This is a genomic window from Thiothrix lacustris DSM 21227 (assembly GCF_000621325.1).
GTDB classification, from domain to species: Bacteria; Pseudomonadota; Gammaproteobacteria; order Thiotrichales; family Thiotrichaceae; genus Thiothrix; species Thiothrix lacustris.
Window position 1 is genome coordinate 20,698 of the sequence record NZ_JHYQ01000001.1, and the last position, 25,556, is coordinate 46,253.

Below are 25,556 nucleotides of genomic sequence, written 5' to 3' on the forward strand. Positions count from 1 at the left end.
ACCATGCTGACACACATTCACATCCGCGATTTTGCGATTATTGATGCCCTCGAACTGGAATTGCACCCCGGTATGACCGCTTTAACGGGCGAAACGGGCGCGGGCAAATCCATCCTACTCGATGCGATTGGCCTGGTGCTGGGCGACAAAGCCGACAGCAGCACGGTACGCCACGGCGCTGACAAAGCCGAAATCACCCTGAGCGTCGACATTACCCAAACGCCCTCCGCCCGTGTGTGGCTGGATGCGCAAGGCATGGAAGGGGCAGATGATACCTGTATCCTACGGCGCATTATTTCCGCGCAAGGCAAATCGCGGGCGTGGATCAATGGCTCCCCCGCCAACCTCACCCAATTGCGCGAACTTGGCGAACAACTGGTCGATATTCACGGGCAGCACGAACACCAGTCATTGATGAAAAAAGATGCCCAGCGCGACATGCTGGACGCTTTCGCCGACAATGATGCCTTGCTGGCTAGTACTCGTGAAGCGTGGAAACACTGGAAAAAGCTACACGAGCGCATCACCCTGCTCAGCAGCCAAAACCAGCAGCATCAGGAACGCATCGACCTGTTACGTTTTCAGGCGCAAGAACTGGAAACCCTCGCCCTGCAAGCCAACGAACCGGCACAGCTTGACGAAGAGCTTAACCGCCTCGCCAATGCCGAACAGCTTCGTGCTACCGCTGCTCAAGGCTATGACGAACTTTATGACAGCGAACCCTCGCTGCATTCCGCGCTGGGGCGTTTGATCCATGACATTGCCCTGCAAGCGCGAGTGGATGCGCAACTGGAACCGCCGCTCGAATTGCTCACCAGCGCCCAAATCCAGATACAGGAAGCCGCTGCGCAATTACGTGATTACGCGGAAGGTCTCGACATTGACCCGGCACGCCTGCAATGGGTGGAAAACCGCATCGCCGACATCCGCAACCTTGCCCGCAAATACCGCACTGACCCGTTAGAGCTTCCCGCACGCCTTAGCAACATTCAAGCTGAACTTGAGCAACTTGGCGGCGGCGATTACGACCTCGATGCATTGGAGCAGCAGTTACAAACAGCCGCAAACACCTACCGCCAGCACGCCACAGCCCTCAGTCAAGCACGCCAACACGCAGCACAACAGCTTTCTGCTGGTGTCACCCAAGCGATGCAACAACTGGGGATGCAAGGGGGGCAGTTTGCGATTCAAGTTGCATCCGATGCTAACAGCCACTTTCAAGCGCTGGGCATGGATAGCATCAACTTTACCGTCAGTGCCAACCCCGGCCAGCCGTTGAAACCACTGATGAAAGTAGCGTCCGGCGGCGAACTGTCACGTATTAGCCTAGCGATCCAAATGATGGCAGCGCAAAGAATCACCTTACCCGCGCTGATTTTCGACGAAGTAGATACGGGCATTGGCGGCGGCATCGCCGAAGTGGTCGGCAAACAGCTTCGCGCCCTTGGCACTAACCGCCAAGTGCTCTGCGTGACGCATTTGCCACAGGTAGCTTCCCAAGCGCACCAACATTACAAAGTGACCAAGCTCAAAGGCAAGGAATACACCAGCACCGGCATCGACCACCTAACACGCCCCGAGCGCGTGGAAGAAATCGCACGGATGATAGGCGGGGTAGAAATCACCCAGGCAACACGGGCACTGGCGGAAGAAATGCTGAGGTGATTGATGAAATTATTGATAAGGTTGAATATTCATGAAGTACTTTTTCTCTTTACCTGTCTTGCTGTTGTGCCTGAACGCCCATGCTGACAGCTGGACAGGCGTCGATAAAAGCAAACACTTTGCCGTTTCTGGCATACTCGGCGGAGCCGCCTATGCCTACACCCATAACCGCACGCAAGCCTTTGGGCTGGCTTTGCTTCCCGGCATTCTCAAAGAAGTAGCTGACAGTCAAAGCGATAATAAGACTTTCAACGAAAAAGATTTGGTATGGGATGCGTTAGGTGCAGCCGTCGGTGTGCAAGCAGGGCATTGGATCATTGACCCTGAGCGCATCACCTACTCTGCCCATTTTTAAAAAGCCATATCACCACATTCATAACTGGTTCCTGAGCATCAATTCCCCCGGATGCGGGTTCAGGTAATGCTGACGATCAATATACGGTTGTGGATGCCGCCGAAAATGGTGTTTGAGCAAGGTGATCGGCACAATCAAGGGCACATAACCATTGCGGTACTGATGGATGGTTTCCAGCATTTCCTGCCGGTCTTCGGCATCAATATCATTTTTCAGATGCCCCATCATATGCATCAACACGTTGGCATGTTGCCCGCGTGACACCCGTTTTTCCAGCGTTGCCATCAGTAACGTGAGATAAGCCTTTACCAGTGCCGGAAAGTCTGCCGACGCCCCCGCTTGCGCCACCATTTGCCCCAGTTCACGCGCCATATCCTGATCGTGTGCCATCAGGATGTATTTATGATCAGCCTGAAATCCCACTAGGTCAGCAGGCGTGAGGCCAGCGGCTTGCAACTGCTGCCAACGGTGGTACACAAACACCCGCTGAATGAAGTTTTCCCGCAACACCGGGTCACACAAGCGGCCTTCTTCCTCAAGCGGTAACAAGGGGAATGCCTCCCGCAAGCCACGCGCAAAAATACCCACCCCATCACGATCGGGCGGCACATTGCGCTTTTCAAACGGGTAAACCTTGACGCGCTCCATCCCGCAACTGGGGGAATTCTTTTTCAGGATATAGCCACACACGTCTGATAACTGCGGTATAGCACTTCCTAGATAGCTCTCTAACACATCCGTATGGTCAATGCTGGAGTCTTGCACATTGACTGCCCGCAATGTTCCATCCTTGCGCACCAAGCGTATGGTTGGGCGCGGAATGCCCAAGCCTGCACCAGCTTCCGGGCACAGCGGCACGAAATCAAAGTACAACCCCAGCGTGCCAGTAATGTAACCATCCCGCTTGTGGCCACCGTCAAAACGGACTTGCTGCCCCAGCAAACAAGCGCTAATACCAATTTTTATTTTGTTGTACGGCTGCATTAGGGTAAGTTCGCTTCAATCAATTTCACCAGCTTGTCACTTTGCGGGGTTACAAAGCTCGAAAAGCTACCGATCAACTCGCCCTTAGGATTGAAAACGTACTTGTGGAAATTCCACGCCGGGTATTCACCCGCCATGTCGCCCACGGTTTTATAAATCGGTGAAGCTTTATCCTTGAGTACTTCAGTTTTCTCGAACATGGGGAATTTCACCCCGTAGGTCAGCTCGCAGAAGTCCTTGATTTCCTTTTCTGTGCCGGGGTCTTGGCCTGCAAAGTCGTTGGAGGGGAAACCCAGCACCACTAAACCACGATCCTTGTAATCGCTGTACAGCTTTTCCAGCCCTTCAAACTGCGGGGTGAAACCACATTTGCTGGCCGTGTTCACCATGATGACTACCTTGCCCTTGTATTCCTTGCACAGATTAACCTCCTTGTCAGACCCTAACGCCCGTAAAGTAAAATTCAACGCTGCCGGACAACCATTGTCAGTAGCAGGCCCCGCCACAGGTTCAGCCATCACGTTGGAAGCGGCAAAAAAGCTCAATGCCAGCCCGAAAAATTGCTTAATCATGAGGTTTACGATCCTTTGGTGTAGTTAATGCAAGTATTGTCTCACTTTTGTAGCGCTTTGGGTAAATAGCTACAGGCAAATAAGGGGAAAACAACTTCACGAATAATATTCGCCCTCGGCAAAGCAGCTTTGTATAATCGCCGCTTTGTTATCTGATGTGACCAGCCTGATGGAAAACCGTGAATTTCTCGCCGAATGGCATTCGCAATGGGGCGTTTTGCTTGCCTGGCCCCACCCCGATACCGACTGGGCAGACAATATGGACGCCGCCGAAACCTGTTACGCTGAAATCGTCAGCGCCATCAGCCAGCGCGAAAACGTCTTACTGCTCTGCCACGATGCACAACATCAGGCACACATCGAAAGCGTATTGAGCACCAAACACCCAGTGTCGGTGCATATCCATTTCGTGCAAATGCCCTATAACGACACCTGGGCGCGGGATTTTGGCTTTATTACCGTCAGGCGCGATGGCAAGCCTTTGCTGTTGGATTTCACCTTCAACGCTTGGGGCGGGAAATTCGGCGCGGAACTGGATAACGCCGTCAACACACAACTGGCACAACACCCGCTACTCGCAGGCAATACGCTGGAAACCCGCACGCTGGTTATGGAAGGCGGCAGCCTCGAAACCGATGGGCAAGGCACGTTATTGACCACCGAAATCTGCCTGCTCAACCCCAACCGCAACCCGACACTTGAGCGTGCCACGATTGAAACCGAGTTGCGTACAGCGTTGGGTGTGGAACGCATCCTTTGGCTAGCACAGGGGCATCTGGAAGGCGACGACACCGATGCACACATCGACACGCTGGCACGTTTCGCCGACCCGCACAGCATTGTGTACATGAGCTGCAACGACGACACCGACTCGCATTACAAAGCACTCCAAGCCATGGAAGCGGAACTTAAAGCCTTGCGTCAGAGCAATGGCGAACCCTACCGCTTGCTCCCGATTCCGCTACCTGCTGCCATTTGCGAGGACGGGCGACGCTTGCCCGCCAGTTACGTGAATTTTCTGATCATTAACGGTGCGGTACTGCTGCCGGTGTATGCCGATGAATGTTTTGACCCGGTGGCGATTGAGCAAATGCAAGCCGCGTTCCCACGCCATGACATTATCCCGATTGATTGCCGCGCCTTGATTGCCCAGAACGGCAGTCTCCATTGCGTTACCATGCAAATTCCCTACGAGGTTGTCACCGTATGAGCCGTCACTTGAAAGTTGCTGTTGTCCAGCATAGCAATACAGCGGATTACGCCGCTAATCTCGCCCTCAGCATCGCCGGTATTCGCCGTGCCGCCGCCCAAGGCGCACAACTGGTGATGTTGCAGGAACTGCATACCGGCCTGTATTTTTGCCAGATCGAAGACACCGATTTCTTTGACCTTGCCGAAACCATCCCCGGTGCCAGCACTGATACCTTGGGCAAACTCGCCGCCGAACTAGGTATCGTGATTGTTTGTTCCCTGTTTGAAAAACGCGCTACCGGGCTGTATCACAATACTGCTGTGGTACTGGATACTGATGGCAGTATCGCCGGTAAATACCGCAAAATGCACATCCCCGACGACCCAGGCTATTACGAAAAGTTTTACTTCACCCCCGGCGACCTCGGTTTCACCCCGATCAAAACTAGCTTAGCAACCCTCGGCGTGCTGGTGTGTTGGGATCAGTGGTATCCCGAAGCGGCACGGCTGATGGCGTTGGCAGGTGCTGAATTACTGCTATACCCCACCGCGATTGGCTGGAACCCGCAGGATACGCCGGAAGAACAAGCCCGCCAGCGTGAAGCGTGGATCACCATCCAACGTTCCCACGCGGTTGCCAATAACATTCCGGTATTGAGCGCTAACCGCATCGGTTTTGAAGGCGACCCCAGCGAGCAAACCGCCGGAAGCCAGTTTTGGGGTTCCAGCATGATCGTGGGCTGGCAAGGCGAATTACTCGCACAAGCCGATACCAGCAGCAGCACCGAACTGGTCGTGGAACTGGATTTGGATCGCACCGAACAAGTACGGCGCTGGTGGCCTTACCTGCGCGACCGCCGTATTGATGCCTATGAAGATTTGGTAAAACGCTACCGCGATTAGGCATTTATCAAATTTCTTTGATAAAAAATAAGTTTTCTCTTGAAAATGTGAACCTGCTCACAGTATAGATACACTAATGCGCACAATAATAAGATCTATGATATTTGAGCAGATTCCAACAATAAATCAAGAGGGAAATACTTATGTTGCGTCAAACACAGAGAGCGGGCTTATTACTCATCATCCTTTCGCTGATGGCTAACCCTGTTAATGCCCAATGGAAACACCAGCCAATGGCCTATGCAGGTAGCTCATTTAAAGGGCAGTCGGATATTCAGAACCTTGAAAAAGGATTGCCCGCACCTTACGCACAAATACAGTACCTACTCGGTCATAGGCTCTACGGCTACTTACTAAAAAATGATGAATTTATCGTACTTCAAGATTTGGTCATCACCCATCTAGAAAAGCATTACCCTGTCTATTCTACGAAATGAAGAGGACGTGCATGAACACGCCCTCCTCATACCTGCTTTAGACTGAGGCTATCCGCCCCAACGCATTTTCGAGATTTGCCATGCTGGTGGCGAAAGAAATGCGGATGTGACCTTCCAGACCAAACGCAGAGCCAGGTACCACGGCCACTCCGGTTTTGTCCAGCAGGTAGCTAGCAAGCGCTGCGTCATTTTCCAGACCCAGACGCTTGATCATGCCTTCCACATTCGGGAAGCTGTAGAACGTACCATCGGCGGGCAAACATTCCACACCCTCCATCGCGTTGAAGGCATCCAGCACAAAGGCATGGCGCTGTTCAAATGCACTCACCATCGTCTGGATAAAGCTTTGATCGCCATCCAACGCTATGGCTGCTGCGTATTGCGAGATAGACGTTGGGTTGGAAGTGCTTTGCGACTGAATGATATTCATCGCCTGAATCAGCTTTTCTGGGCCGCCCGCGTAACCAATCCGCCACCCTGTCATGGAGTAGGCTTTGGAAACACCGTTCAATACAATGGTGCGCTCATACAAATCCGGGCAAGCATCCAGAATATTGACGAACTTGCGCCCCTCAAACAAGACGTGCTCGTACATGTCATCGGTGGCAATCAAGACCTGCGGGTAGCGGCGCAAGACTTCACCCAATGCAACCAACTCTTCCAGTGTGTAAGCCACACCGGTCGGGTTGGACGGGCTATTGATGACAAACAAACGGGTTTTTGAGGTAATCGCCGCTTCCAGCTTGGCAGGAGACAATTTGAAATGCTCCGCTTGGCCAGCGGCCACAATCACGGGTACGCCATCTGCCAGCAGCACCATGTCTGGGTAAGATACCCAGTAGGGTGCGGGAATAATCACTTCATCGCCTGCATCCAGCAATGCTTGACACAGGTTATAAAAACTCTGTTTGCCACCACATGACACCAGAATCTGTTTCGGCGTGAAATCCAAGCCGTTGTCACGCTTAAACTTACGGATGATGGCCTGTTTGAGTGCCGGTGTGCCGTCTACTGCCGTGTAGCGGGTTTCACCTTTTTGGATAGCTTCGATACCGGCCTGTTTAATGTAATCAGGGGTATCAAAATCGGGTTCACCCGCGCCTAAACCAATGATGTCGCGGCCTGATGCTTTAAGTTGAGCTGCCAATGCCGTGATGGCAAGCGTAGGCGAAGGCTTGACGCGCCCAACGCGCTGTGAAAGTTGTATATTCACTGAAACCAACCGTGTTTTTACGTATTATCCATAAACCCGGCAAGCCTTCTTGGTTGCCGTACCTGTGCACCTTTTTTAGGGTGAGTAATGTTACTGCATTATAAACGTGCCAGCAATTCAGGATCTGGATAACCATCCACAGGCAAACCCAGTTTTTGCTGCACTTGCCGGACTGCTTGACGGGTTTCTTCACCAATAATCCCATCAACCTTGGAAATACCTAAACCCTGCACTTGTAGCTTACTCTGTAATTGCTTGGTTTGTTCCACTGACAGCACAGGTACTGGCGCATTACCTTTGCGCATTGCACCAGCACCCGCTAGGCGGGTAGCAAAATAGGCAGCGGTGGCGGAGTAGACGGTGGAGTCATTCCATTGCAGGAACACATCAAAATTTGGATAGGTGAGGAATGCAGGGCCATTTCTGCCCATCGGCAACAATAAGGCCGCCGAGCCATTGCCACTGAGCGGGCTACCGTCGGCATCGCGAACACCTTGGCTTGCCCATTCTTCCACTGCTAATTTGTTGCCGGGGCGAGCCTGTGACCAGTCCATCTTCGCGGGCACTTTGACTTCTTGCAGCCACGGTTCGCCTGAACGCCAACCACTGGATTTCAGCATGTTCGCACCGGAAGCCAACGCATCAGCACTGGAATGGATTAATTCACGATGTCCATTTCCGTCAAAATCCACCGCGTAACGGTCGTAACTGGAGGCCATAAATTGTAACTGCCCGATTTCACCTGCCCATGCTCCCCGCATTTTGGCAGGTTTCAAGTCACCTTTTTGTACCAATTGCAGCGCCCCCAGCAGTTCCGGGCGGAATTGTTCCGGGCGGCGGCAGTCATGTGCCAACGTCACCAAGGAACGTAGTGTTGAAAAGTCGCCGGTTACAGCACCAAAGTCGGTTTCCAGCCCCCACAATGCGGTTAGGACAGGTGCTGGCACACCGTAGCTTTCCTCAATTCGCTTGAAGAGAGCAGCCTGATTTTTTAATTTTGCTTTGCCGAGTGCCAGCCGATTACCACTGACTTTCTTATTGGCAAAACTCATGAAGTCTTGTGCGAATACTTGCTGGGAACGGTCACGTTTAATCACGGCTGGATCAGGCGTCAAGCCAGCTAGGGTGCTATCCCACACATTCGGTTTGATACCAGCAGCAATAGCCTCGGTTTTGAGCTCTTGTAACCAGTCACTAAAATTGGGAGACGTACACTCCGCTTGCGCGAGTGAACCAGAGAGCAGGCTTACACCTAAAAAAACCACTTTCAGATAATGCATAATGCTGTTTATTTCCCGTTAAATCTGATTAGGCCAAATATTATAACGTTTTTACGCTAATTGTATTAAACAAGTACTGGAAGGACTCCGCAGAGTTGTGTAAGATTGCACCCCTACCCGCTCCCTCCCTGCCCGGATGGCGAAATTGGTAGACGCAAGGGACTTAAAATCCCTCGGTGGCGACACCGTGCCGGTTCGATTCCGGCTCCGGGCACCAATAAAATCAATAGCTTATCCTTACGACCCGTCCTTAGAATCCTGGATTTTAGGAAAAAGAATCGGGGGTTTAGGAAAATGATGGTGGCTAACGCACCTAAAACGACGCCGCCATGCAGGCTCAGACTTCCCATATCAACGCTGTAACCGACCTTACTGATGATCATCATTTCATCAAAATAGACGCTGTTCTATACCGTCACTGAAGAAATCAGGCAGCCATCATGATTAAATATCAAACACATCATCATTACTCTGTTTAAGCACGCTAGCCGCTCAGATCGCGCTTGTTCATCTACACAGAATGACTGGCTGATTTCTTGCCCCCTTATTGACTCTTGCCAACAAACTCCTAGACTGGACAATAAGTCTGACTTTCCAACTTTCAAACGTTTAGGTGATACCCATGACTTATGTTCAGGTGAAACACAAATATCAGGTGACAATTCCCGCCGCCCTGCGTAAACGCCTTAACCTGCACGAAGGCGATATGTTGGAAGTACGGGAACAGGATGGCTTGCTAGTGTTAGTTCCTCAAACGGTGAGTCAACGCCCGGCGGTGCAACCCCGCAGCCCCTTGTTGGCAATGATTGGGGCGAACAAGGGTAGCAACCTGTACCAATCCGCACAGGATGCCGATAATTTTATCCGCAAGTTGAGGGATGAATGGAACTGAGCAGCATCGGCAAGGGCATTTTTTATCTGGATGCCAATGCGTTTATTTACGCGCTGGAAGCACACCCCGAATTTGTCGGGCAGGTGACAGCGTTGTTTGAAGTGATTGCAGCGACAGGCAGTACCAGTGTCACCAGTGAGCTGACTTTAGCAGAGTGTTTGGTCAAACCGTTCGAGAAGCAGGATGTCGGGTCACAGATGCAATATGAACGGCACATCAGCCCGTCTGAGGCTTTGCTGGTCATTCCGGTTTCACGCCAAATCCTCAAAGATGCGGCGCAACTGCGGGCGTTTTTCAAAAACAAGTGCCGGATACCATCCATCTGATCACTGCACTCAGCAACGGCTGCACCCATTTCGTTACCAATGACGAGCGCATCAAATTCCCGCCACACATCACACCGATTATTATCAGCAAGCTAATCCCTTAAAGAAGCCGTTCGAGCCTTGCCTGCACGGTATCGCGTATGGCGTCTTGACCAGACACCCTGTTTATCCGCTCCCTGATCAGATTGGCATCCACAATACCGCTACGAATGGCTGTCGCCACAAAGTCCATGTCTTTTTCCCGCCCAGCATAAAGTTTGCTGACCATCAGATCATGTGGCTCCAGAAACAAGCCGACAACATTATTGGTATTCGTGTTAGCAATCCTGATCAGACGGCTTTCCCAGCCTTCGGGGAGTATGGCTGTGGTCTTGTCAACACCGTCAGCGTAGTACCCAAATGTTTCGTCGAAGGGAGACAATTCACCCAACACACCGTCAATCAGGTCGGCACGCTCAGGGTACTGGACGGGGATCAAATCTGCTTCGCGTGATTGCAAAAGGGCATCTGGGGCTTCTGGGTAGCTACCAAGGATCGACTGGCTACCAATGACAATGATTTCATTGCTCTGTGTGATTGCACCCGCTGCTCTGATCAAGTGTTCGATTTCATAACGTTTCATGGGTGTTCTTGAATTCGCGTAGGATTTCCCAGCGTTCGTGGGCAGAAAGGCATCCAGCAAAAGGAGAATTCGAGCGTGCCAGCACTGCGCTTTCGTCGTGGGAATCCAGAATGTTGATGATGTCTGTCACTGGTAAAGAAAGCTTTTGCTCCCAATCGGTGTAAGCCTGCCAATTACCATTGTTGGCGCGGTAACGCTGCAAATTGGCGCGGGCGATCCCCACCACCTGCTCTGGGTCAGCTTGCAATTTTTCGATGACCCGCTGATGAAGCTGGTAAATGCGTTGTTCGATAAGGGTTTGCTTGTTCATTTGGCACAGAACGACAGGCTGAAAACATCAAAATACAGCGAAGGACAACAACTTGCAAGCCTCCATATTCCGAAGCATCCTCTCAGCCCCAACCTCAAGACGATACTCTTCTAAATCAGGCTACCGCTTAAACAATAGAGCTTTGCATAACGTGAAACAAGAGTATCGTCTTGAGGTCAACAAAAAATTCATAGGAATTTTTTATTGACCCCGCTATATTGAAGACCCTACATTGCAGGCGAAAACACCTGTTGGTTCTTCAACACGCCAAAGCAAATATGCACCAGCTTACGCATGGCAGCCGTCATTGCTGCCCGTTGATGCTTCTTTTGATCCAGTAGTTTTTTGTAGAATTTCTGGATAACCGGGTTATGGGTAATCGCTGCCACCACGGGCATGAACAGTTTGCCCCGCAGTTTGGGGTCGCCCCGGCGTGAAAGGCGTGGGCGCTTGCGGACTGTAGTCCCAGAGGTATGTTCCACGGGTATCAGACCCACAAAAGCCGCCACTTCGGAGGCTTTATGGAAGTCCCGACTGCGAATAAGTGCGATCATCCGTTGGGCGCTGAGCGAGCCGATACCGGGGATCGTTTCCAGCAGTTTCTGGTCGTTTTTAAGCCCAGGGTAACGCCCGATATGGTCGTCGATCTGCTGCCGGAGTTGCTTGATAGACTCTTCCAGATAGGCAATAGAGGCTTCTAGGGATTTCTTGACAGTGACTGAATACTGCGTCTGCATCTGCAAGGTGTCCAGCCGGTTCTTTTCTTGCTGCAAGCTATCCTGCAACGTATCAAGACGCCCTAACAGGGCGTGTAAGTGACGGATTTCCAAAGGGGCGGGTTGCCAAACCCGTGGATTCCTCTCCCACCCGTAACGCGCCAGCATCACGCTATCCTTGCAGTCGTTTTTCGACAAGCTGCCAAGGCTTGCCGCAAAGTCATTCATCTGTTTCGGGTTTACTAGGCAAACCTGACAGCCGTGCTCATGCAAGTACAACGCAACACCTTCGTGATAGACATTGGTTGGCTCCAGCGTAATCCGCAACTTCCCAGCCGTCACACCCGTATTTTTCAGCAGCCAATCCAGCAGTTCCTCATGCCCTTTGGGGGTGTTCGGCAGGCTCTTGGGTTTCACTTGCAAGGGCTGCAACTGGCGCAACCAAGCAATTTGCAGCTTGTCTTTCGCCACATCTATGCCGATGGATACAACAGTGTCTGTCATGGGACTACTCCTTGTGGTTGACGCTATCCTGATCAAAAAGCGGTTTGCTCATGCAATCTTATTGTGCAATCTTTCAGCGGCTTCCCTTGTAGAATACAGCCTCAACCCGTGCTATTTTTAGCGATGGGTGGACTCAAGTATCGTCCAGCCTGATCTCCTGAAAAATGGAAGGTCGGTTCCTCTTCTCACAGGCTCGAAGCCTCGGATTAAGACCAACTCTGACCTTCCGACTGCGCAACTTCTTCCGCTCTTTAACAGTTTAGCTTATCGGAAATTCTATGCTTTAAAGATACAAGGCGTTAAGACAGAATCTTAGTATGTTTTTACTTGATCCTCCCCAGTTTGAATGGCAGCCTGATTTAGAAGGCGTTAAAACGTTTCATAATTCCGATCTGCAAAAACACTGCCAGTTTGAATGGCAGCCTGATTTAGAAGGCGTTAAAACGGTATGAACTGAGCTATACCCTCGGCAGTAGATGTTTGAATAGCAGCCTGTTTGAGAAGGCGTTAAAACGTGGGGGTTTTGAGCGGAGGCGATCACAAGCACAATCGCGTTATCAGTTCAAGTTTTTGCCACCACACCGTGTTAAGTGCGAACGCTCAAACGTGCTTGACGGTTAGCCCTTGGCTATCATGCTGCGGTTATCCTGAACCCGGAATACAGCCGCAACGTGACCATCACTGACATTAACGCCCCATCCACCATCGCCGGGTTTCATGGGTAAGGTCATGTTGTCCCGCCTGTCTGGGTTGTTTCGTAGCCATCCACCACCGGCTGAACAACCCGCCATCCCAGCCTTGCCCGCTGGCATTTGGCCTGTGCTCCCTGCCGCGCAATTACTGCAACCCCATGCCCAACGGCTGGCACGCATCCGCGCTTTAGCGGCTGTTTCCGACGACTACTGGCACAATCTCTACCAACCCCTACTCGACAACTTCGCCGCCTTCGTCCAGCAAACCCCGGCTTCCGAAGCCCACCACCATTGCTGCCAAGGCGGGATGCTCACCCACAGCCTGCAAGTGATGAAACTGGCGCTGGAATCCCGCAAGGGCAAAATGCTGCCCCCCGGTGCGGCTGCCGAAGACGTAAACCAACAACAACACGCCTGGACGTATGCCATCGCCAGCGCCGCCTTGCTGCACGACGTGGGCAAGCCATGCAGTGACCAAAAGCTGCGCCTATACAACGCCGCAGGCCAAGACTGCCTCACCTACTGGCAACCCCTCCACGGTGCATTACAGTCTGGCTATTACCGTGTCGAATTTGTGCGTGAGCGCCAATACCGTACCCACGAACTGCTACCGCCACTTTTGGCACGCCAACTGACCCCAGCGGCGGCACTGTCATGGCTGCAACAGGATTTCCCCGGCGTGTTCAAGGCATGGCTGGGCTACCTCTCCGGGCAGGACGAAGTCGCCGGTATCGTGGGGCAAATGGTCACGGAAGCCGACAGGCAATCGGTGGCCGATGACCTTTCCGGCGGGCAACCCATCCACACCCAACAGATACCCGCCGCCAAAGCCAAACCCCTGTCGCAGCGTCTGCTCACTGGCCTACGCTTTCTGCTGGACGAACAGCAATTGCCTCTCAACCGCAAAGGCGCTGCCGGGTTCTTCGACGGCGAAGCCCTATGGCTGGTCAGCAAACGGGTACTGGATGAATTGCGCAATCATCTGGAAAAGGAAGGTCAAACCGGTATCCCCACCCGCAATGATCGGCTGATGGACGAGCTGCAACAGCACAATATCCTCACCCCCACCGCTGCCGGGCAAGCCATCTGGAATGCCGAAATCCGCATCGGCGACTGGGTGCAAAGCCTCACCCTGCTACAGATTCCGGCTGTGCTGTTGTGGGCGGATGCCAGCCATTACCCCGAACGGTTGGTGGGTAGCATTACCCCGGCTGGGCAGAGGGTAGAAGAAACCCCTCCTAACCTCCCCTTGTCAGGGGAGGGACAAGAAGAAGATACCATTGCCATCCCTCTTGACTCCTCCCCTGACAAGGGGAGGCCGGGAGGGGTTTCTTCCTACCCGGAAACCGTAGCACCAGCGCCACCCTCCCCCACACCAGACACCGACGATGCAGGGCAACACTTCCTGCATTGGCTCACCACCGGCCTGCGCACTGGCAAACACAAACTCAACACCGCCGATGCCCGCCTGCATGTGGTGCGCGAAGGCTTGCTGCTGGTCAGCCCCGCCATCTTCAAGGACTACGATTTGGGCAACTGGGAATACGTGCAAAAACGTTTCAGCAAACTCGGCCTGCACCGCAAACAGGGCAACACCAATATCTGGCGCTATCAGGTCAGCGGGCAAAAGAAACGCGGCGTGGTGCAGGGCATGTTACTGCCCGACCCGATCAACGTATTGGGGCTGGGCTACCTGCCCTCCCCCAACAAGGCGTTGTCATTGCCAGAAACGGAAAATAGCCGTAACACGGGGGATTCATGAGCAAGCGCATCTTCGACAACCGCCTGCGCCCGGCACTGGAACTGTGGGTGGCGGTCATCCTGCTGGTACTCGCAAGTGTCCTGATTCTGTACGCCCCACGCTTGTCGCCGTTGCTGCCGGAACTCGCCATCTGGTCGGCATTGCTCCTTATCCCACTGGCACTGTACCGCTTCTATCAGGGCTGGCACATCCTGCAATACCGCAGCAACCTCAAACGCCTGCCCACTTACGGGCTGGATGCGGACGCCATCCCCCTGTCACGCCACAAGCTATTTCTGGGCAAAGGTTTCCAGTGGACGCAAACCCACAGCCAGCGGCTGGTGGAAGCCCGTTCGCCAGATGGGCGTGTCTGGATACAACCCGGCAAGCTGTACCAATGGGCGCGGGAACTCGAAATCCGCCACGAACACAACCCCGGTATGCAGTGGCTGCTCAACCTGACCCGCTCCCCAGCCGGGTGGAATGTACTCAAACCCCTGCCCCCGGTGGGTGGCGACCCTGCCTTGCACGGTGTCGGCGTGGAAGACGAACGCGACATCTGGATCGACCTCGGCGACCGTGTGGCACACACACTGGTATTGGGAACCACCCGCGTAGGCAAAACCCGCCTCGCAGAATTGCTGGTGACACAAGACATCCGCCGGGGTGAAATCGTGGTGGTATTCGACCCCAAGGGCGACACCGAACTGCTGGCGCGGATGTGGGCGGAATGCAAACGTGCAGGGCGGCTGGAACAATTCCACATCTTCCACCTCGGCTTCCCCGACATTTCCGAACGCTACAACCCGGTGGGCAGTTTCGGGCGGATTACCGAAGTCGCCTCACGGATTGCCGGGCAACTCCCCGGTTCCGGCAACTCTGCCACCTTCAAGGAATTCGCCTGGCGTTTCACCAATATCGTCTCTAACGCGCTGGTGGCACTGGGACGGCGACCGGATTACACCGCCATTGCCCGCTATGTCACCAATATCGAGCCGCTGATGATGGAGTATTACGCCTTCTGGTTTGACCGCGAAGGCATTGAAAACTGGCGCGAACAGGTCAATACCATCGCCCAGAATATTGACCCTAAAACCCTGACGATGGCGCTCAAAAGCCGCGACTTCAAAGCCATTGCCTACACCCAGTTGGCCAAAAGCCGCGACCTGTATGACCCGGTGGCGGATGGGCTGCGGTCAGCCTTCGAGTACGACAAGACCTATTTCGACAAGCTCACCGCCTCACTGTTACCTTTGCTGGAAAAGCTCACCTCCGGCAAGTCTGGTGAACTGCTCGCCCCGGATTATGCTGACCGCCATGACCCACGCCCGATCCTCGACTGGATGGAAGTGATCCGCGCAAAAGGCGTGGTCTACGTCGGGCTGGATGCGCTCTCGGATGCGGAAGTCGCCGGTGCAGTGGGCAATTCCATGTTCGCTGACCTCACCTCCATTGCGGGGCAGCTCTACAAACACGGCGATAACCTGGGTTTACCGGAAATGCCGGGGCATCGGCGGGCGAAAATCGCCATCCATGCCGACGAATTCAACGAACTGGTGGGCAATGAGTTTATCCCGTTGCTCAACAAGGCGGGGGGTTCTGGGGTACAGGTCACGGCTTATACCCAGACGGCTTCTGACATCGAAGCGGGAATTGGTGAAAAACCCAAAGCGGGGCAAATCGTCGGCAACCTCAATACCCTGATCATGCTGCGGGTGAAAAACGAAGAAACCGCTACGGTGCTGACTGATCAGTTGGCAAAGGTGCGCATCTACACCAAGACCGCGCAATCCGCCGCTACGGACAATAACGACCCAGATTCCAGCGTGGATTTCACTGCCAGCAATTCCGACCGCATCACCGAAGCCGAGGCCGACATCCTTACCCCGGCGGATTTAGTACAGCTCCCCAAGGGGCAAGCCTTTGCCTTGCTGGATGGTGGCAAGCTGTTCAAGCTGCGCTTGCCGTTGGCGGGTGCTGACCCGCTGTTGCCCAAGGATATGCAAGCCATTATCCGCTGGGTTAAGGAAACCCGTGGGGAGGACGCCTGATGGAAAAGGTCACGGGGACGCTGTGGTACGTGAAATGGTTTGCGATAGTCTTCCTGCTGGCCTTGGCGGTGGACATGGTGTATGTGTTCTGGCCTTGGCCTGCGGTACGGGGAGTGGCGGTGTTCCAGCATAATCTAGCGGTGGAAAGCCAGCTCATTGCCGAGTTGTCGAATCCACCGGGGCTGGCCTTCATCAAGACGGTGCAGGCATGGGTGTACCAACCCACTTTCGTCTGGTCAGGCTTGCATGATTTTCTGGTGTTGGGTGCAGAGCCAACAGCGACGGTGATTACTGGGAGTGACCGCGATTTGGGGCAAGGGTTGGCACACGGTTTCTGGCAACAGCTACAAACGGCTTATATCGGCGTATTGCTGTTTGCCCAACGGCTGGCGGTGCTGGCACTGTCTGCACCGCTGTTTGGGGTGGTGATGTTGGCGGCGGCGACCGATGGCTTGCTGGGCTGGTATAAGCGCCGTACCAGTGTTGGGCGCGAATCCGGGCTGATTTACCATATTGCCAAACACGGTTTCAATAACACCTTGCGCGGCGTTTGGGTGCTGTACCTGTTGCCGCCCATCGTGATTGATCCGCGTTGGGTGATCCCCCCTGCCCTGTTATTGGTGGCACTGGCAACCCGCTTGACAGTCGGCTATTTCAAAAAGTACCTGTAGATGAAGCACTATCTGGGGAAGTCTGAATACCACTTGCGCCAAAAGCAGCAGGATTACCCGGTCCACTACGAGCCGGACAAGCTGATCAATGCGCATTTGCTGGTCTGCGGCATGAGCGGCACGGGTAAATCCTTCCAGTCCAGCCGCCTGTTGGGCAGTGCCGCACAGGCTGGCATTGAGGTGGATGTGTTTGATGTACATGACGAGTTGGAACGCATCCCCGGCGCCACCGCTTGCCGTTATTCGCAAGCCACCGGCTACGGCTATAACCCGCTGGAACTGGATACCGACCCACACACGGGCGGGGTCAACCGCCAAACCGACTATCTGGTGGGCTTGCTGCGGGAGGCGTCCCCGCAACTGGGGGTGAGGCAGGAAATGGTGCTGCGCAACCTGTTGCTGGACACTTATGCTCTGGCGGGCATTTACCCCGACAACCCGAATACGTGGCAGCGGGACAGCATCACCGAAGCCCAACGCAAACAACTCACCGATGCCCGTAACTGGCAAGCCCTGAAGCAGTATTACCCGACTTTGGATGACCTCAAAAGCTACGGGCGACGCAAACTCACCGCACTGAGTATTGGTGGTGATAACCCGTGCATCAGTGCGCTGGAACAGCTTACCCGCCAGTACAAACGCCTCACTACCTTGCAAGGCAAATACGCCAAAGCCAGCAGTGACGAGGAACTGGACAAGCTGGAGAAACAGGTCAATACCAGCAAAGAACATTGCACCAGCAGCTATGCCGAGTTCATTGCCGCCATGCAGACCGGGCGGGAGCTGGAGGATATGCTCAAATATGATTCGGCGGATACCTTAGCCAGCGTGTTGCAACGGCTGGAACTGCTCAATTCGGCGGGGATATTCCGCGCCAACCCGCCACCGTTTGGCAACGCCCCAGCACGGGTACACCAGATCAAGTCATTGACCACGGAACAGCAAATCCTGTTTGTGAAGTTGCGGCTGCGTGCCATCTTTGAGCGCCACAAACAAGCCGGGGCAACCCGCAGTGGCACGGAATTGCGCCACGTCATTTTTCTGGATGAGGCACACAAGTTTTTCAGCAAGGATGACGATGACATCATCAATGTGATTGCGCGGGAAGCGCGTAAATTTGGGATTGGCTTGTGGTGTGCCAGCCAAAGCCCGACGGATTTCCCGGATAGTTTTCTGACCAACGTGGGGGCTACGCTGATTCTGGGGTTGCATGGTAGCCATTGGCAGCGGGCTACTTCCAAGTTGCGCATCAGTGTGGAGACGCTGAAGCATATCAGGCCGAAGCAGGTGGTGGCGGTGCAGTTGAGGAAGGATGGGATGGCTGATCCACCATTTGGGAATGTGATAGTGAGCAATTGAAAGCAGAACTACCGTCGTACAAACGGAATCAGCCTGCCTGAAGAACCCACCCGCATCTCAACAAACTCCCCCTTCTTTTCCGGGCCGTAACTGACATGCACGGGTTTATCGCTGCCGTAAAAATACAGCCGGTCAAACGGGGTGTTCTCCGCTAACCATTCCGCCACTTCCAGCATATCTTCATCGTCAACAATGAAATCGACGGCTGCACCTAAACGAGGGCAAATAGGGTTGCCTAAACGGTTCAATTCATAGGCGGCGTGTTGATCCAATTTTGGAGCAATGCAACCCGGAATTTCCTTTGCCAAGGCAGCAGAGCAGAAACCGTAAGTGAGGCGGATCATGCCGAAGTAATCAATCACTGGCTCAAGGATTTCCGTTACCAAATCATGGAGTGCGGTATAGCTGTCAGGCTGCTGGGGCAGATTGCTCATTCTGGTACGTTGCCAGGTTTCACCACATTCAATCAGAGAGCGATAAGTGAAATGCTGCCCACAGGATTCATCCAGCTCAGGAATCCGGCGACTGCGGATTAATTGCAGCCCGTCAATTTCCCAACGTACCGCTGACAGCTTTTCGCGGAAGATGTGTGGTCTTGGGCCGTAACCGGCAAAGTTGAACAAGCCTAACGCCTGAAGCTTTTCATCAAACTCAAGCTGTTCGGCATAGCCGGGTAAATCTTCATTCAGGTAACGTGACTTCAAATACAAATAGGTCGGTTCATAGTCTTCACCGTAGCTGAAGTAGTCGAAATCCAGCGTCCTGAACTTTATTTTCACGCGCTCCAGTAATCGCGGTATGGCACTCCCGCTAAAATCGTCATAACGCATCAGGCTGAGCTTGCCGCTTTCAATGTGTATTTTGACCAAATCAGCTTGGGAAATATCGCCGTACAAAATAACTGCACAGCCAATGTAAGTACGCAACAAGGGTGACAAGCGTTCAACTTGGTCACTGGGCAAAGATAAGGCGTGTTCCTCATCGTAGTAGCCGATACCCTGTTCGGCAGCCGCTTGGCAATCTGCCTCGATAGCTTTGCTGTTGCCCAATTGGAATAACAACGCCCGGCCTTGCTCCAACGCCTGAAGGTAGTTGCCGAAAAACGCCTTAATATCAAGCTGGAGAGTAGCATCCAGTCGGCTGTAAGGCTTCCGGTGGCTAAAGGTGTACAACGCAAAGTAAACCAGCAGGTCATTCATGCGGTTCTGGCGGGCGCGGGCTAACAAGTCAGCATCCGTCTCGCTGACCACAAAGTGCAATGCCTTGGTCACTGAGCCGAATGAGTGGGTCAGTTCAACCAAATCATCCACTTCGCTCTTGTGGGGTTGACGCCCTAAGAGTAACCAGCGGTTACGTAATGGCTCAATAGCTTCCAGCCTAGCCTGATATTTCTGATCTCGAACTGAAATGCGTGGTTCTGGTGCCGGTCTTTGGGTGAGACGTAATAGGTTAGCCCGACTACGTTGCCGCCCCAACAAGAAACGCTGTTCTGCTTCACTATCCCGGAAAATAAAGAAAATCCCCGGCCCGATAGGGATCGCATCAGCGGACAGTATCTCGTCAAGGAATGCCTTTAATTCACCTTGCGTGTAGTATTTCTGGAAGGTATTGCGGGCAGTCAGTACCCCGTCTTGGTACTGCTGGCCTTTGAAGGAATTCTGGTTATAGAGCATTGCCGAGACGACCAGCAATTCCTCTGCAAGCGCAAATGCACCCGCCAAGGCATCAGCACGTTCCTCAATATTTTCGATGACATTGATCACGAAGCCCAGATTGACAATCGGTGCCGTTTTCTTGGGTTGGTCTGGAGCGAAATGCGGATCCCACCCCGCTACATCAAGCTGATTGGCAAGCAGGTTGCGTACATCGTCACCTTTACCACAGCCGTAATCGAAGATGGACTTCTGCCCATCCAGAAACCCGAAACGGGCAAGTGCCTGCATGGGGGCTGACAGGTTGTAACGGGTTAAGGCGGTGCGATGCCGCATGACAGTTTGTTCGGCTTCGGCGGCAACATCATGATGCCCATCATCAGTATTCGCTTCATTGCCAATGGGCAGGAGCTGATGCCCATCCAGAAAGTAGCCACGCGCCTCAATCAAAGCATTCCATGCCAGCCGAAAACCGATGGTACGGCTGTTTTCAAACAAACCCAGTTGTTCAGCGCTGGTAGTTAATGCTCGATATTCCGGGATGCGCGGATGGTCAGACGGAAGAAATAGCTCTTTGCGATGTAGAATGGGGGGATTGAGCGATTCCGCATAGCTGCGTCGTTTTACGGTTTTCGTGACTAAATCCACTCCCCAGCTCCAGCTTAATGCCGGGAATGGGTCATCGAAAAAACCGGGGTAATGCAGCAATGAGACTGAATCTTCGGTTTGGGCAAACTTGATGATATTGAAGTCTTGCCCCGCCATCACCCCGGCAATGCTCTCTGCCTCAGCCACAAGTTGCTGGACAGAGGGTGGTTGCGAAGCCGTCAAGGAATAATGCCAATAGGTATGGATACCAACCTGTTTACCCACTATAGCCTGACGTGACTGGCTTTCCGCATCAGGCATCCTGCTGCTCCATCAGGCGTTGCGAAAGCAGTAGGACTAATTTGCGTTGTGATTTCACGGGAAGCCTCTCAATACGTGCAATGATTTCCTCCATCCCCATCTGATCAAGATGTGCGGTCAGTTGAGTTTCAATAGGCTGCAATACGGACAATTCATCTGGCTTGGCATCATCCGGTGGGTTACGTAACGATTTTAACCACCGCTCAGTTTCAGGTCTGGACAAAGACTCAATATTTTGCAAATTCAGAAACTGTGCAAGCCAAACCTTTACCTGCTTGCTGCGGACATCCTCTTCCAGTTCAGTGCGACGTTGGCTAACCAAATGGAGTATTTCGTCGACTTTTTCCTGATCTTTTTCCGCTAAGTAACCTGGCGTGGCTTGAAGCTCCCTTTCAAGGTTAGCACAATGGTTTCTATCCAGATCGGCAACCTGCGCTAATAAATCCAGCCGGGGGGCAAGCCAATCTGCTGAACGCTTGCGTGCAATCTCAATACGTTCGGTAGCAAGAGCCTGATACAGTGCTGCCATCTCCCATGCTGGCTCAATTTCTTGTTCTTGCAGGTAAGCATCAAGTTCTGCCAATTGCCCCTGTGTCTGGTGCTGTAGTAATGCTTCCAGACGCTCCACACTGACATCCTGAGATTCCCAAGCAGATACATCGGCACGAATACGTTCCAGTTGCGCTTTCAGGTCTTGTACTTCCTGTGCATCCGGCGTTCCCACAAAGATGTTCTGCAAACGCTTCACCCGAACCAGTGTTTCTTCTAATTCAGACTGACTGGTGATGGATTGCGCAAAGATTTTCCCAAAGGCATCAGTATGTCGGCGTACTGCTTCCCGTAGTCGTGCTTGACGGTCTTGGATTGCTGTCACTCGCGAATTGATTTCATCTTGTTTGAGGAGTGGATAGGTTTGGCGAATACCTTCAATCAATGCCTCACCCGTCGCTATGTCATCACGTAATGTGCGTACTGGTGTTGAGTCGGTTGGGTCTGGTTGGAGAGGATAATCATTGCTCCGATCAAGGATAGCCCGGTGTTTCTCCCGCTCTTCGATTTGGGCAACACTTTCCCGTGCCAAGTTTTCGAGTTTTTGAGATTCGGCAGCAAAACCCAGTTTTTTAAGGCTTGCCACAGCCTTTTCCATGTGTTGATTGTATTCACCAACCTGCATAATGCTGTTGCAGCCTTGCCGTGGAAGCCAAGTGGCAATCCGTTGGGCGACAAATTCTTTCACTAATGCCAACAGTGTCTGACTATCCTCATGCATTTTGGTAGGCCAACAGCCTTCTTCCACAAAAATAGCTTGTTGCCGTAGTAACTGGGAACCAACCTTTAATAAGTGCCCCACATTAGCTTGTCTTTCTGCGCGTTCGATGTCGCGTTCCCACTGATCCAGTTTTTTCTGTACATCGTGTACTTTTTCCAACACCTTATCTGCCCGATCAAGCAGAACACGGTAAAGTCCCTCCATTGATTCAGGCAAAGGTTCAACTTTTCGGGTTTTCTCGACTTCATCCATCAAATGAATGATGGCCTCATATTGCTGCTCTGCTTCCCATTGGTTCAACAGTTGCCGCCAACGCCCTGCTGCATCTGCTGAGAGGAAACGTACCGCACTTTTTCCGAGTACAGTCTGATCAAGGAAATGCTTACCTTTTTGGGCAGGAAATGCATCACTCAACCAATCACCCGCTGCCACCATCTGATGGTTGTATTCAATCCTGCGAGGCGGTGTTTCCAACCCTAGGAACAAGCCGAGCAACAATCCGGCAGAAGCGGCGTTCATGCCATAGGGAGGTGCAAGCAGTATCTGGAATGACTGCAATAAGGTTTGGCTGGGATTATCCTGGTGCAGCTTCACTAGGTGTTCATAAGCAACTTTGGCCTGTGGATTGGAGGGTTCTGCTAGTTGCCCCGATGTTCGCAAGCTACCCCAGCCTTGGTTAAGCAGTGTTGTTACTCTATTTTGCAACTTTTTGGGTTGTGCCTGTATCCATGCACCATTTACCTGTCGGGAAACCAGACTACGGGTCAATTGGGCACAATCCGTAGCGCCTGCACCGGCTGAACTCCCAAATCCATCAAACGGAAACGGCACTGTTTGTGGATAGACTGCCTCAAACACCGCTTCACCCACATGCTTCAAACGACCAGCGGGGATATTGGGAAATCCCGCAATCCAGAACAAACGCTGTTTGATGACATCCTGAACAGCTTCTTTAAGCGCCCGATCACTACGGTCTTTTTCTTCAGGGACAAAACGGCGGAAGCGTTCCTTGTCTGCCTCAGTAATTTTTTCATCAAACAAATAGAGTCGCCCGATGTGTTCCGCCAAACTCGCTGACGTATCACTCAACCCGATGATCCAAACCGGGGCTTTGCTTGAGGCGGCGTTTTTCAGTTCCTTTTGCAAAACGGCATTTACCTTGGCATCCAGTGCAGCCACATCCTCGTTAGGCTGAATGTAAAGATAAACAACATTGCCCTTCGGGTCTGTCGGCAACGATGCTTTTTTCCAATCTTGGAAAGCTCCCGCTACCACTTTATCTATATTTTGGCTGTGGGCAAGATGTGGTTTGAACTGCCAATCGGGTGTGGAAATCTGCTTGTGTTGTGCAAAATCAGGGACGGAAAGAATCATTTCCAAACTCATATCCAATGCACCACGCCGCATGAACAAATCGCGAATAATATCGCTATTAAGCTTGGCCTGTTGTTGCCGCAACCATTGTTGGAATTGCCCGCGTGTCGAAGCATCCGCAATCAGCTCATACTGCCCCAGATCACGGTTCCACTCGATAGCCCCCAACTCTTGGCTTAAACTGAGCAAAGCACGGTCAAGCTGTTGCAATGGCAGCGCACATGCTTCAGCTAATAGCCGGTTCATACGTTCCTGATCCAGCTTGCCGACACGCATCCTTTCCAGAATAGCCACCCCAGCCAATGCCAGGCGCTGGTCAGCCGTCAAATGTGCTTGAAACTTTTCCAGCAGCAATTGCAGTGTTTCTGCAACGACGCCACCTGTTTCACGCTCTGCGGCAATCATTTCCGGCAACATGCTTTGCAGCACCAGCTCAGCCGCACTGACCTGACGCAAGCGTCCTGCTGTCACTGCGTCTTCAGGTGCAATGCGTTCGACCATTTCCTTAATGAAGGTCAACGCCGAACGGGATTGCACGACATCCCGTTGACGGGTCAGGAACCATGTCGTCAATGGATGCAAAGGCCAGCAGCCTTGTGCAATCACACGGGAGAATTTTTCCGGGTCTGTCCAAACAGGAAAGCGTCCATAGCCAGGTAAGGCATGGCTCATTAGCTGCCTAGCCGTTTCATTGCTGCCTTGGGAGGCGGTATCCTGCCAAACCTCATCCAATACAGCCTGTTTTTTGCCAATCATGTGCGCAAACAGGGTTTCCAGATTGGTAGACAGATACCATTTCTGGGCAGAATCAAACCGGGTGATATAACGTTGCAATTGCCGCAAATCGGCACTGCCAAAGCGTTTCAAGTAGGCTTTCAGTTCATACTGAATAAAGCCGACAAAGCGAATCTTGTTGCTATTGTCCTGCACGCCCTGGAAGACTTGCTGTAAGGCTGCATCCCCAGCCAGCAAGGGCTTTTCTGCTGCATATTCCAGATAACGTCCAAACTCATCGAACATAATCACGACATTGGAAAAAGCACCTTCCGAGCCGCAGTACACTTCACACAAGGTATTCAACAATTCTTGGGCAGATTCCTGACCGACAACGGGTATATGTGAACCATTGGTCTCGCTGTACAGTTCATCAACGGCGGTGTAAACATCTTCATTATTATTGCGTAAATGGGCGTAAATGTCCTCTACACTCATTCCCGGCAAGCGTTCTGCAAAGCGGTTGGTACGGAAGGCGTAGTTGCGTTCGACAAACTGTTCCGCCAGTTGGAAGCGGGGTGATAACGCCAGAATCGCGCCGGTATCCACTCCATGCCGTTGTAGCTGGGCAAGGGTTGCCTGTGTGAGGGCATTGCCAAGATGAAAACCTGACATGCCATCCAGCGTGATGACTAAAGCCGGGCGATCCAAAGCATCAACAGCTTGCTGGACTTTCAGACCAAGCCCCTCATCTGCCTTGGTAATGTTGGCAATGACATGCTGTGCAGTAACTGAGGTTGGTTCAGCCAGCAAGGTTGCACAGGTCAACGCAAGGTGAGATTTACCAGAACCATAGCCCGCGACCACCAGCCAGTAAGGGTTATGTTCTTCTCCACGCAAGCCACCCTGAATGGAGCTAAGCAGCTCATGCACGAAACTGGCACTGTCTTTTAACCTGTAGCCACCTGCAATACCATCCGTTTCTGCATCGGCAGCACCATGATAACGCGGGCCATGAAACACGAAGGCGTTGGCAGCCTGTTTTGCCTGTTCAGGCCGATCACTAACCCAACGTAGTTGTACTGCGCCTTCAAAAAAGTTTTCGCTATGAAAACTAACCAAGTCCCCAATTTTCATGTCCCTGCCCCTGTTC

General features: G+C 52.7%; 21 protein-coding genes and 1 tRNA gene. 13 read left to right on the top strand and 9 right to left on the bottom strand.

The window, feature by feature from the left end:
• Positions 1-3: 3 nt before the first annotated feature.
• Entirely contained in the window at positions 4-1,665 is a 1,662-nt protein-coding gene (gene recN, locus Q394_RS0100105; RefSeq protein ID WP_028487485.1) for a DNA repair protein RecN, read from the top strand.
• 31 nt (positions 1,666-1,696) lie between these two features.
• The gene (locus Q394_RS18505) at positions 1,697-2,020 is read left to right on the top strand and encodes a YfiM family lipoprotein (protein ID WP_051542536.1); all 324 of its coding nucleotides are present in this window, start codon (positions 1,697-1,699) and stop codon (positions 2,018-2,020) included.
• A gap of 18 nt (positions 2,021-2,038) precedes the next feature.
• On the opposite strand, the gene Q394_RS0100115 is transcribed toward Q394_RS18505, so the two are convergent.
• On the bottom strand, positions 2,039-3,004 hold the full coding sequence (locus tag Q394_RS0100115; RefSeq protein WP_028487486.1) for a YbgA family protein: 966 nt from the start codon (positions 3,002-3,004) through the stop codon (positions 2,039-2,041).
• The gene (locus Q394_RS0100120; protein WP_028487487.1) at positions 3,004-3,576 is read right to left on the bottom strand and encodes a glutathione peroxidase; all 573 of its coding nucleotides are present in this window, start codon (positions 3,574-3,576) and stop codon (positions 3,004-3,006) included. Before Q394_RS0100120 ends, Q394_RS0100115 begins: the two co-directional genes overlap by 1 nt.
• 169 nt (positions 3,577-3,745) lie before the next feature.
• Here Q394_RS0100120 and Q394_RS0100125 point away from each other — a divergent pair, with 169 nt between their 5' ends.
• The 3 genes from Q394_RS0100125 (at position 3,746) to Q394_RS0100135 (ending at position 6,107) form a co-directional block, all read left to right on the top strand.
• A complete protein-coding gene (locus Q394_RS0100125) occupies positions 3,746-4,786 on the top strand; it encodes an agmatine deiminase family protein (protein WP_028487488.1) in 1,041 nt (346 codons plus the stop codon).
• The gene (locus Q394_RS0100130) at positions 4,783-5,670 is read left to right on the top strand and encodes a carbon-nitrogen hydrolase (RefSeq protein ID WP_028487489.1); all 888 of its coding nucleotides are present in this window, start codon (positions 4,783-4,785) and stop codon (positions 5,668-5,670) included. The genes Q394_RS0100125 and Q394_RS0100130 overlap by 4 nt, the downstream gene beginning before the upstream one ends.
• Positions 5,671-5,813: 143 nt before the next feature.
• Positions 5,814-6,107 (top strand): hypothetical protein, encoded by a 294-nt coding sequence (locus Q394_RS0100135; protein WP_028487490.1) that lies wholly within the window; start codon positions 5,814-5,816, stop codon positions 6,105-6,107.
• Between the two features lie 37 nt (positions 6,108-6,144).
• Here the strand turns inward: Q394_RS0100135 and Q394_RS0100140 are convergent, their stop codons facing one another.
• Together Q394_RS0100140 and Q394_RS0100145 are read right to left on the bottom strand one after the other, a co-directional pair.
• A complete protein-coding gene (locus Q394_RS0100140; RefSeq protein ID WP_028487491.1) occupies positions 6,145-7,320 on the bottom strand; it encodes a pyridoxal phosphate-dependent aminotransferase in 1,176 nt (391 codons plus the stop codon).
• Positions 7,321-7,418: 98 nt separating this feature from the next.
• Positions 7,419-8,600, bottom strand: coding sequence for a lytic murein transglycosylase (locus Q394_RS0100145; protein WP_038139975.1), 1,182 nt, complete (start codon positions 8,598-8,600; stop codon positions 7,419-7,421).
• A gap of 130 nt (positions 8,601-8,730) precedes the next feature.
• Here Q394_RS0100145 and Q394_RS0100150 point away from each other — a divergent pair.
• The 3 genes from Q394_RS0100150 to Q394_RS0100160 all read left to right on the top strand — a co-directional run bounded on the left by Q394_RS0100150 (position 8,731) and on the right by Q394_RS0100160 (position 9,818).
• Positions 8,731-8,817, top strand: a tRNA-Leu gene (locus Q394_RS0100150).
• 405 nt (positions 8,818-9,222) lie between these two features.
• Positions 9,223-9,492, top strand: a complete 270-nt coding sequence (locus Q394_RS18510; protein WP_038139976.1) for an AbrB/MazE/SpoVT family DNA-binding domain-containing protein — start codon at positions 9,223-9,225, stop codon at positions 9,490-9,492.
• Positions 9,483-9,818, top strand: coding sequence for a type II toxin-antitoxin system VapC family toxin (locus Q394_RS0100160; protein ID WP_028487493.1), 336 nt, complete (start codon positions 9,483-9,485; stop codon positions 9,816-9,818). Before Q394_RS18510 ends, Q394_RS0100160 begins: the two co-directional genes overlap by 10 nt.
• Positions 9,819-9,918: 100 nt before the next feature.
• On the opposite strand, the gene Q394_RS0100165 is transcribed toward Q394_RS0100160, so the two are convergent.
• The 3 genes from Q394_RS0100165 to Q394_RS0100175 form a co-directional block, all read right to left on the bottom strand.
• Complete coding sequence (locus Q394_RS0100165) at positions 9,919-10,440, bottom strand: DUF6036 family nucleotidyltransferase (protein WP_028487494.1); 522 nt, start codon at positions 10,438-10,440, stop codon at positions 9,919-9,921.
• Positions 10,427-10,750, bottom strand: coding sequence for a hypothetical protein (locus tag Q394_RS0100170; protein ID WP_028487495.1), 324 nt, complete (start codon positions 10,748-10,750; stop codon positions 10,427-10,429). The genes Q394_RS0100165 and Q394_RS0100170 overlap by 14 nt, the downstream gene beginning before the upstream one ends.
• A gap of 227 nt (positions 10,751-10,977) precedes the next feature.
• A complete protein-coding gene (locus Q394_RS0100175) occupies positions 10,978-11,970 on the bottom strand; it encodes an IS110 family RNA-guided transposase (protein WP_028487496.1) in 993 nt (330 codons plus the stop codon).
• A 317-nt stretch (positions 11,971-12,287) separates the two neighbouring features.
• Here Q394_RS0100175 and Q394_RS22940 point away from each other — a divergent pair, with 317 nt between their 5' ends.
• The 5 genes from Q394_RS22940 to Q394_RS0100205 all read left to right on the top strand — a co-directional run bounded on the left by Q394_RS22940 (position 12,288) and on the right by Q394_RS0100205 (position 18,484).
• A complete protein-coding gene (locus tag Q394_RS22940) occupies positions 12,288-12,422 on the top strand; it encodes a hypothetical protein (protein WP_281169618.1) in 135 nt (44 codons plus the stop codon).
• Between the two features lie 277 nt (positions 12,423-12,699).
• Positions 12,700-14,424 carry a MobH family relaxase gene (gene mobH, locus Q394_RS0100190; protein WP_028487497.1) on the top strand — a complete coding sequence of 575 codons (1,725 nt, stop codon included), beginning with the start codon at positions 12,700-12,702 and terminating at the stop codon, positions 14,422-14,424.
• The gene (gene traD, locus Q394_RS18515; protein WP_038139977.1) at positions 14,421-16,454 is read left to right on the top strand and encodes a type IV conjugative transfer system coupling protein TraD; all 2,034 of its coding nucleotides are present in this window, start codon (positions 14,421-14,423) and stop codon (positions 16,452-16,454) included. Before mobH ends, traD begins: the two co-directional genes overlap by 4 nt.
• Positions 16,454-17,125: an IncC plasmid conjugative DNA transfer DtrJ family protein gene (locus Q394_RS21160; RefSeq protein ID WP_051542538.1), complete on the top strand. Its 672-nt coding sequence runs from the start codon at positions 16,454-16,456 to the stop codon at positions 17,123-17,125. Before traD ends, Q394_RS21160 begins: the two co-directional genes overlap by 1 nt.
• The gene (locus Q394_RS0100205) at positions 17,126-18,484 is read left to right on the top strand and encodes an ATP-binding protein (protein ID WP_028487498.1); all 1,359 of its coding nucleotides are present in this window, start codon (positions 17,126-17,128) and stop codon (positions 18,482-18,484) included.
• 8 nt (positions 18,485-18,492) lie between these two features.
• Here Q394_RS0100205 and Q394_RS0100210 read toward each other — a convergent pair whose 3' ends face one another.
• Together Q394_RS0100210 and Q394_RS0100215 are read right to left on the bottom strand one after the other, a co-directional pair.
• A complete protein-coding gene (locus Q394_RS0100210) occupies positions 18,493-21,045 on the bottom strand; it encodes a DNA phosphorothioation-associated putative methyltransferase (protein ID WP_038139978.1) in 2,553 nt (850 codons plus the stop codon).
• A complete protein-coding gene (locus Q394_RS0100215; RefSeq protein WP_028487500.1) occupies positions 21,038-25,540 on the bottom strand; it encodes a hypothetical protein in 4,503 nt (1,500 codons plus the stop codon). The genes Q394_RS0100210 and Q394_RS0100215 overlap by 8 nt, the downstream gene beginning before the upstream one ends.
• Between the last annotated feature and the right edge of the window lie 16 nt (positions 25,541-25,556).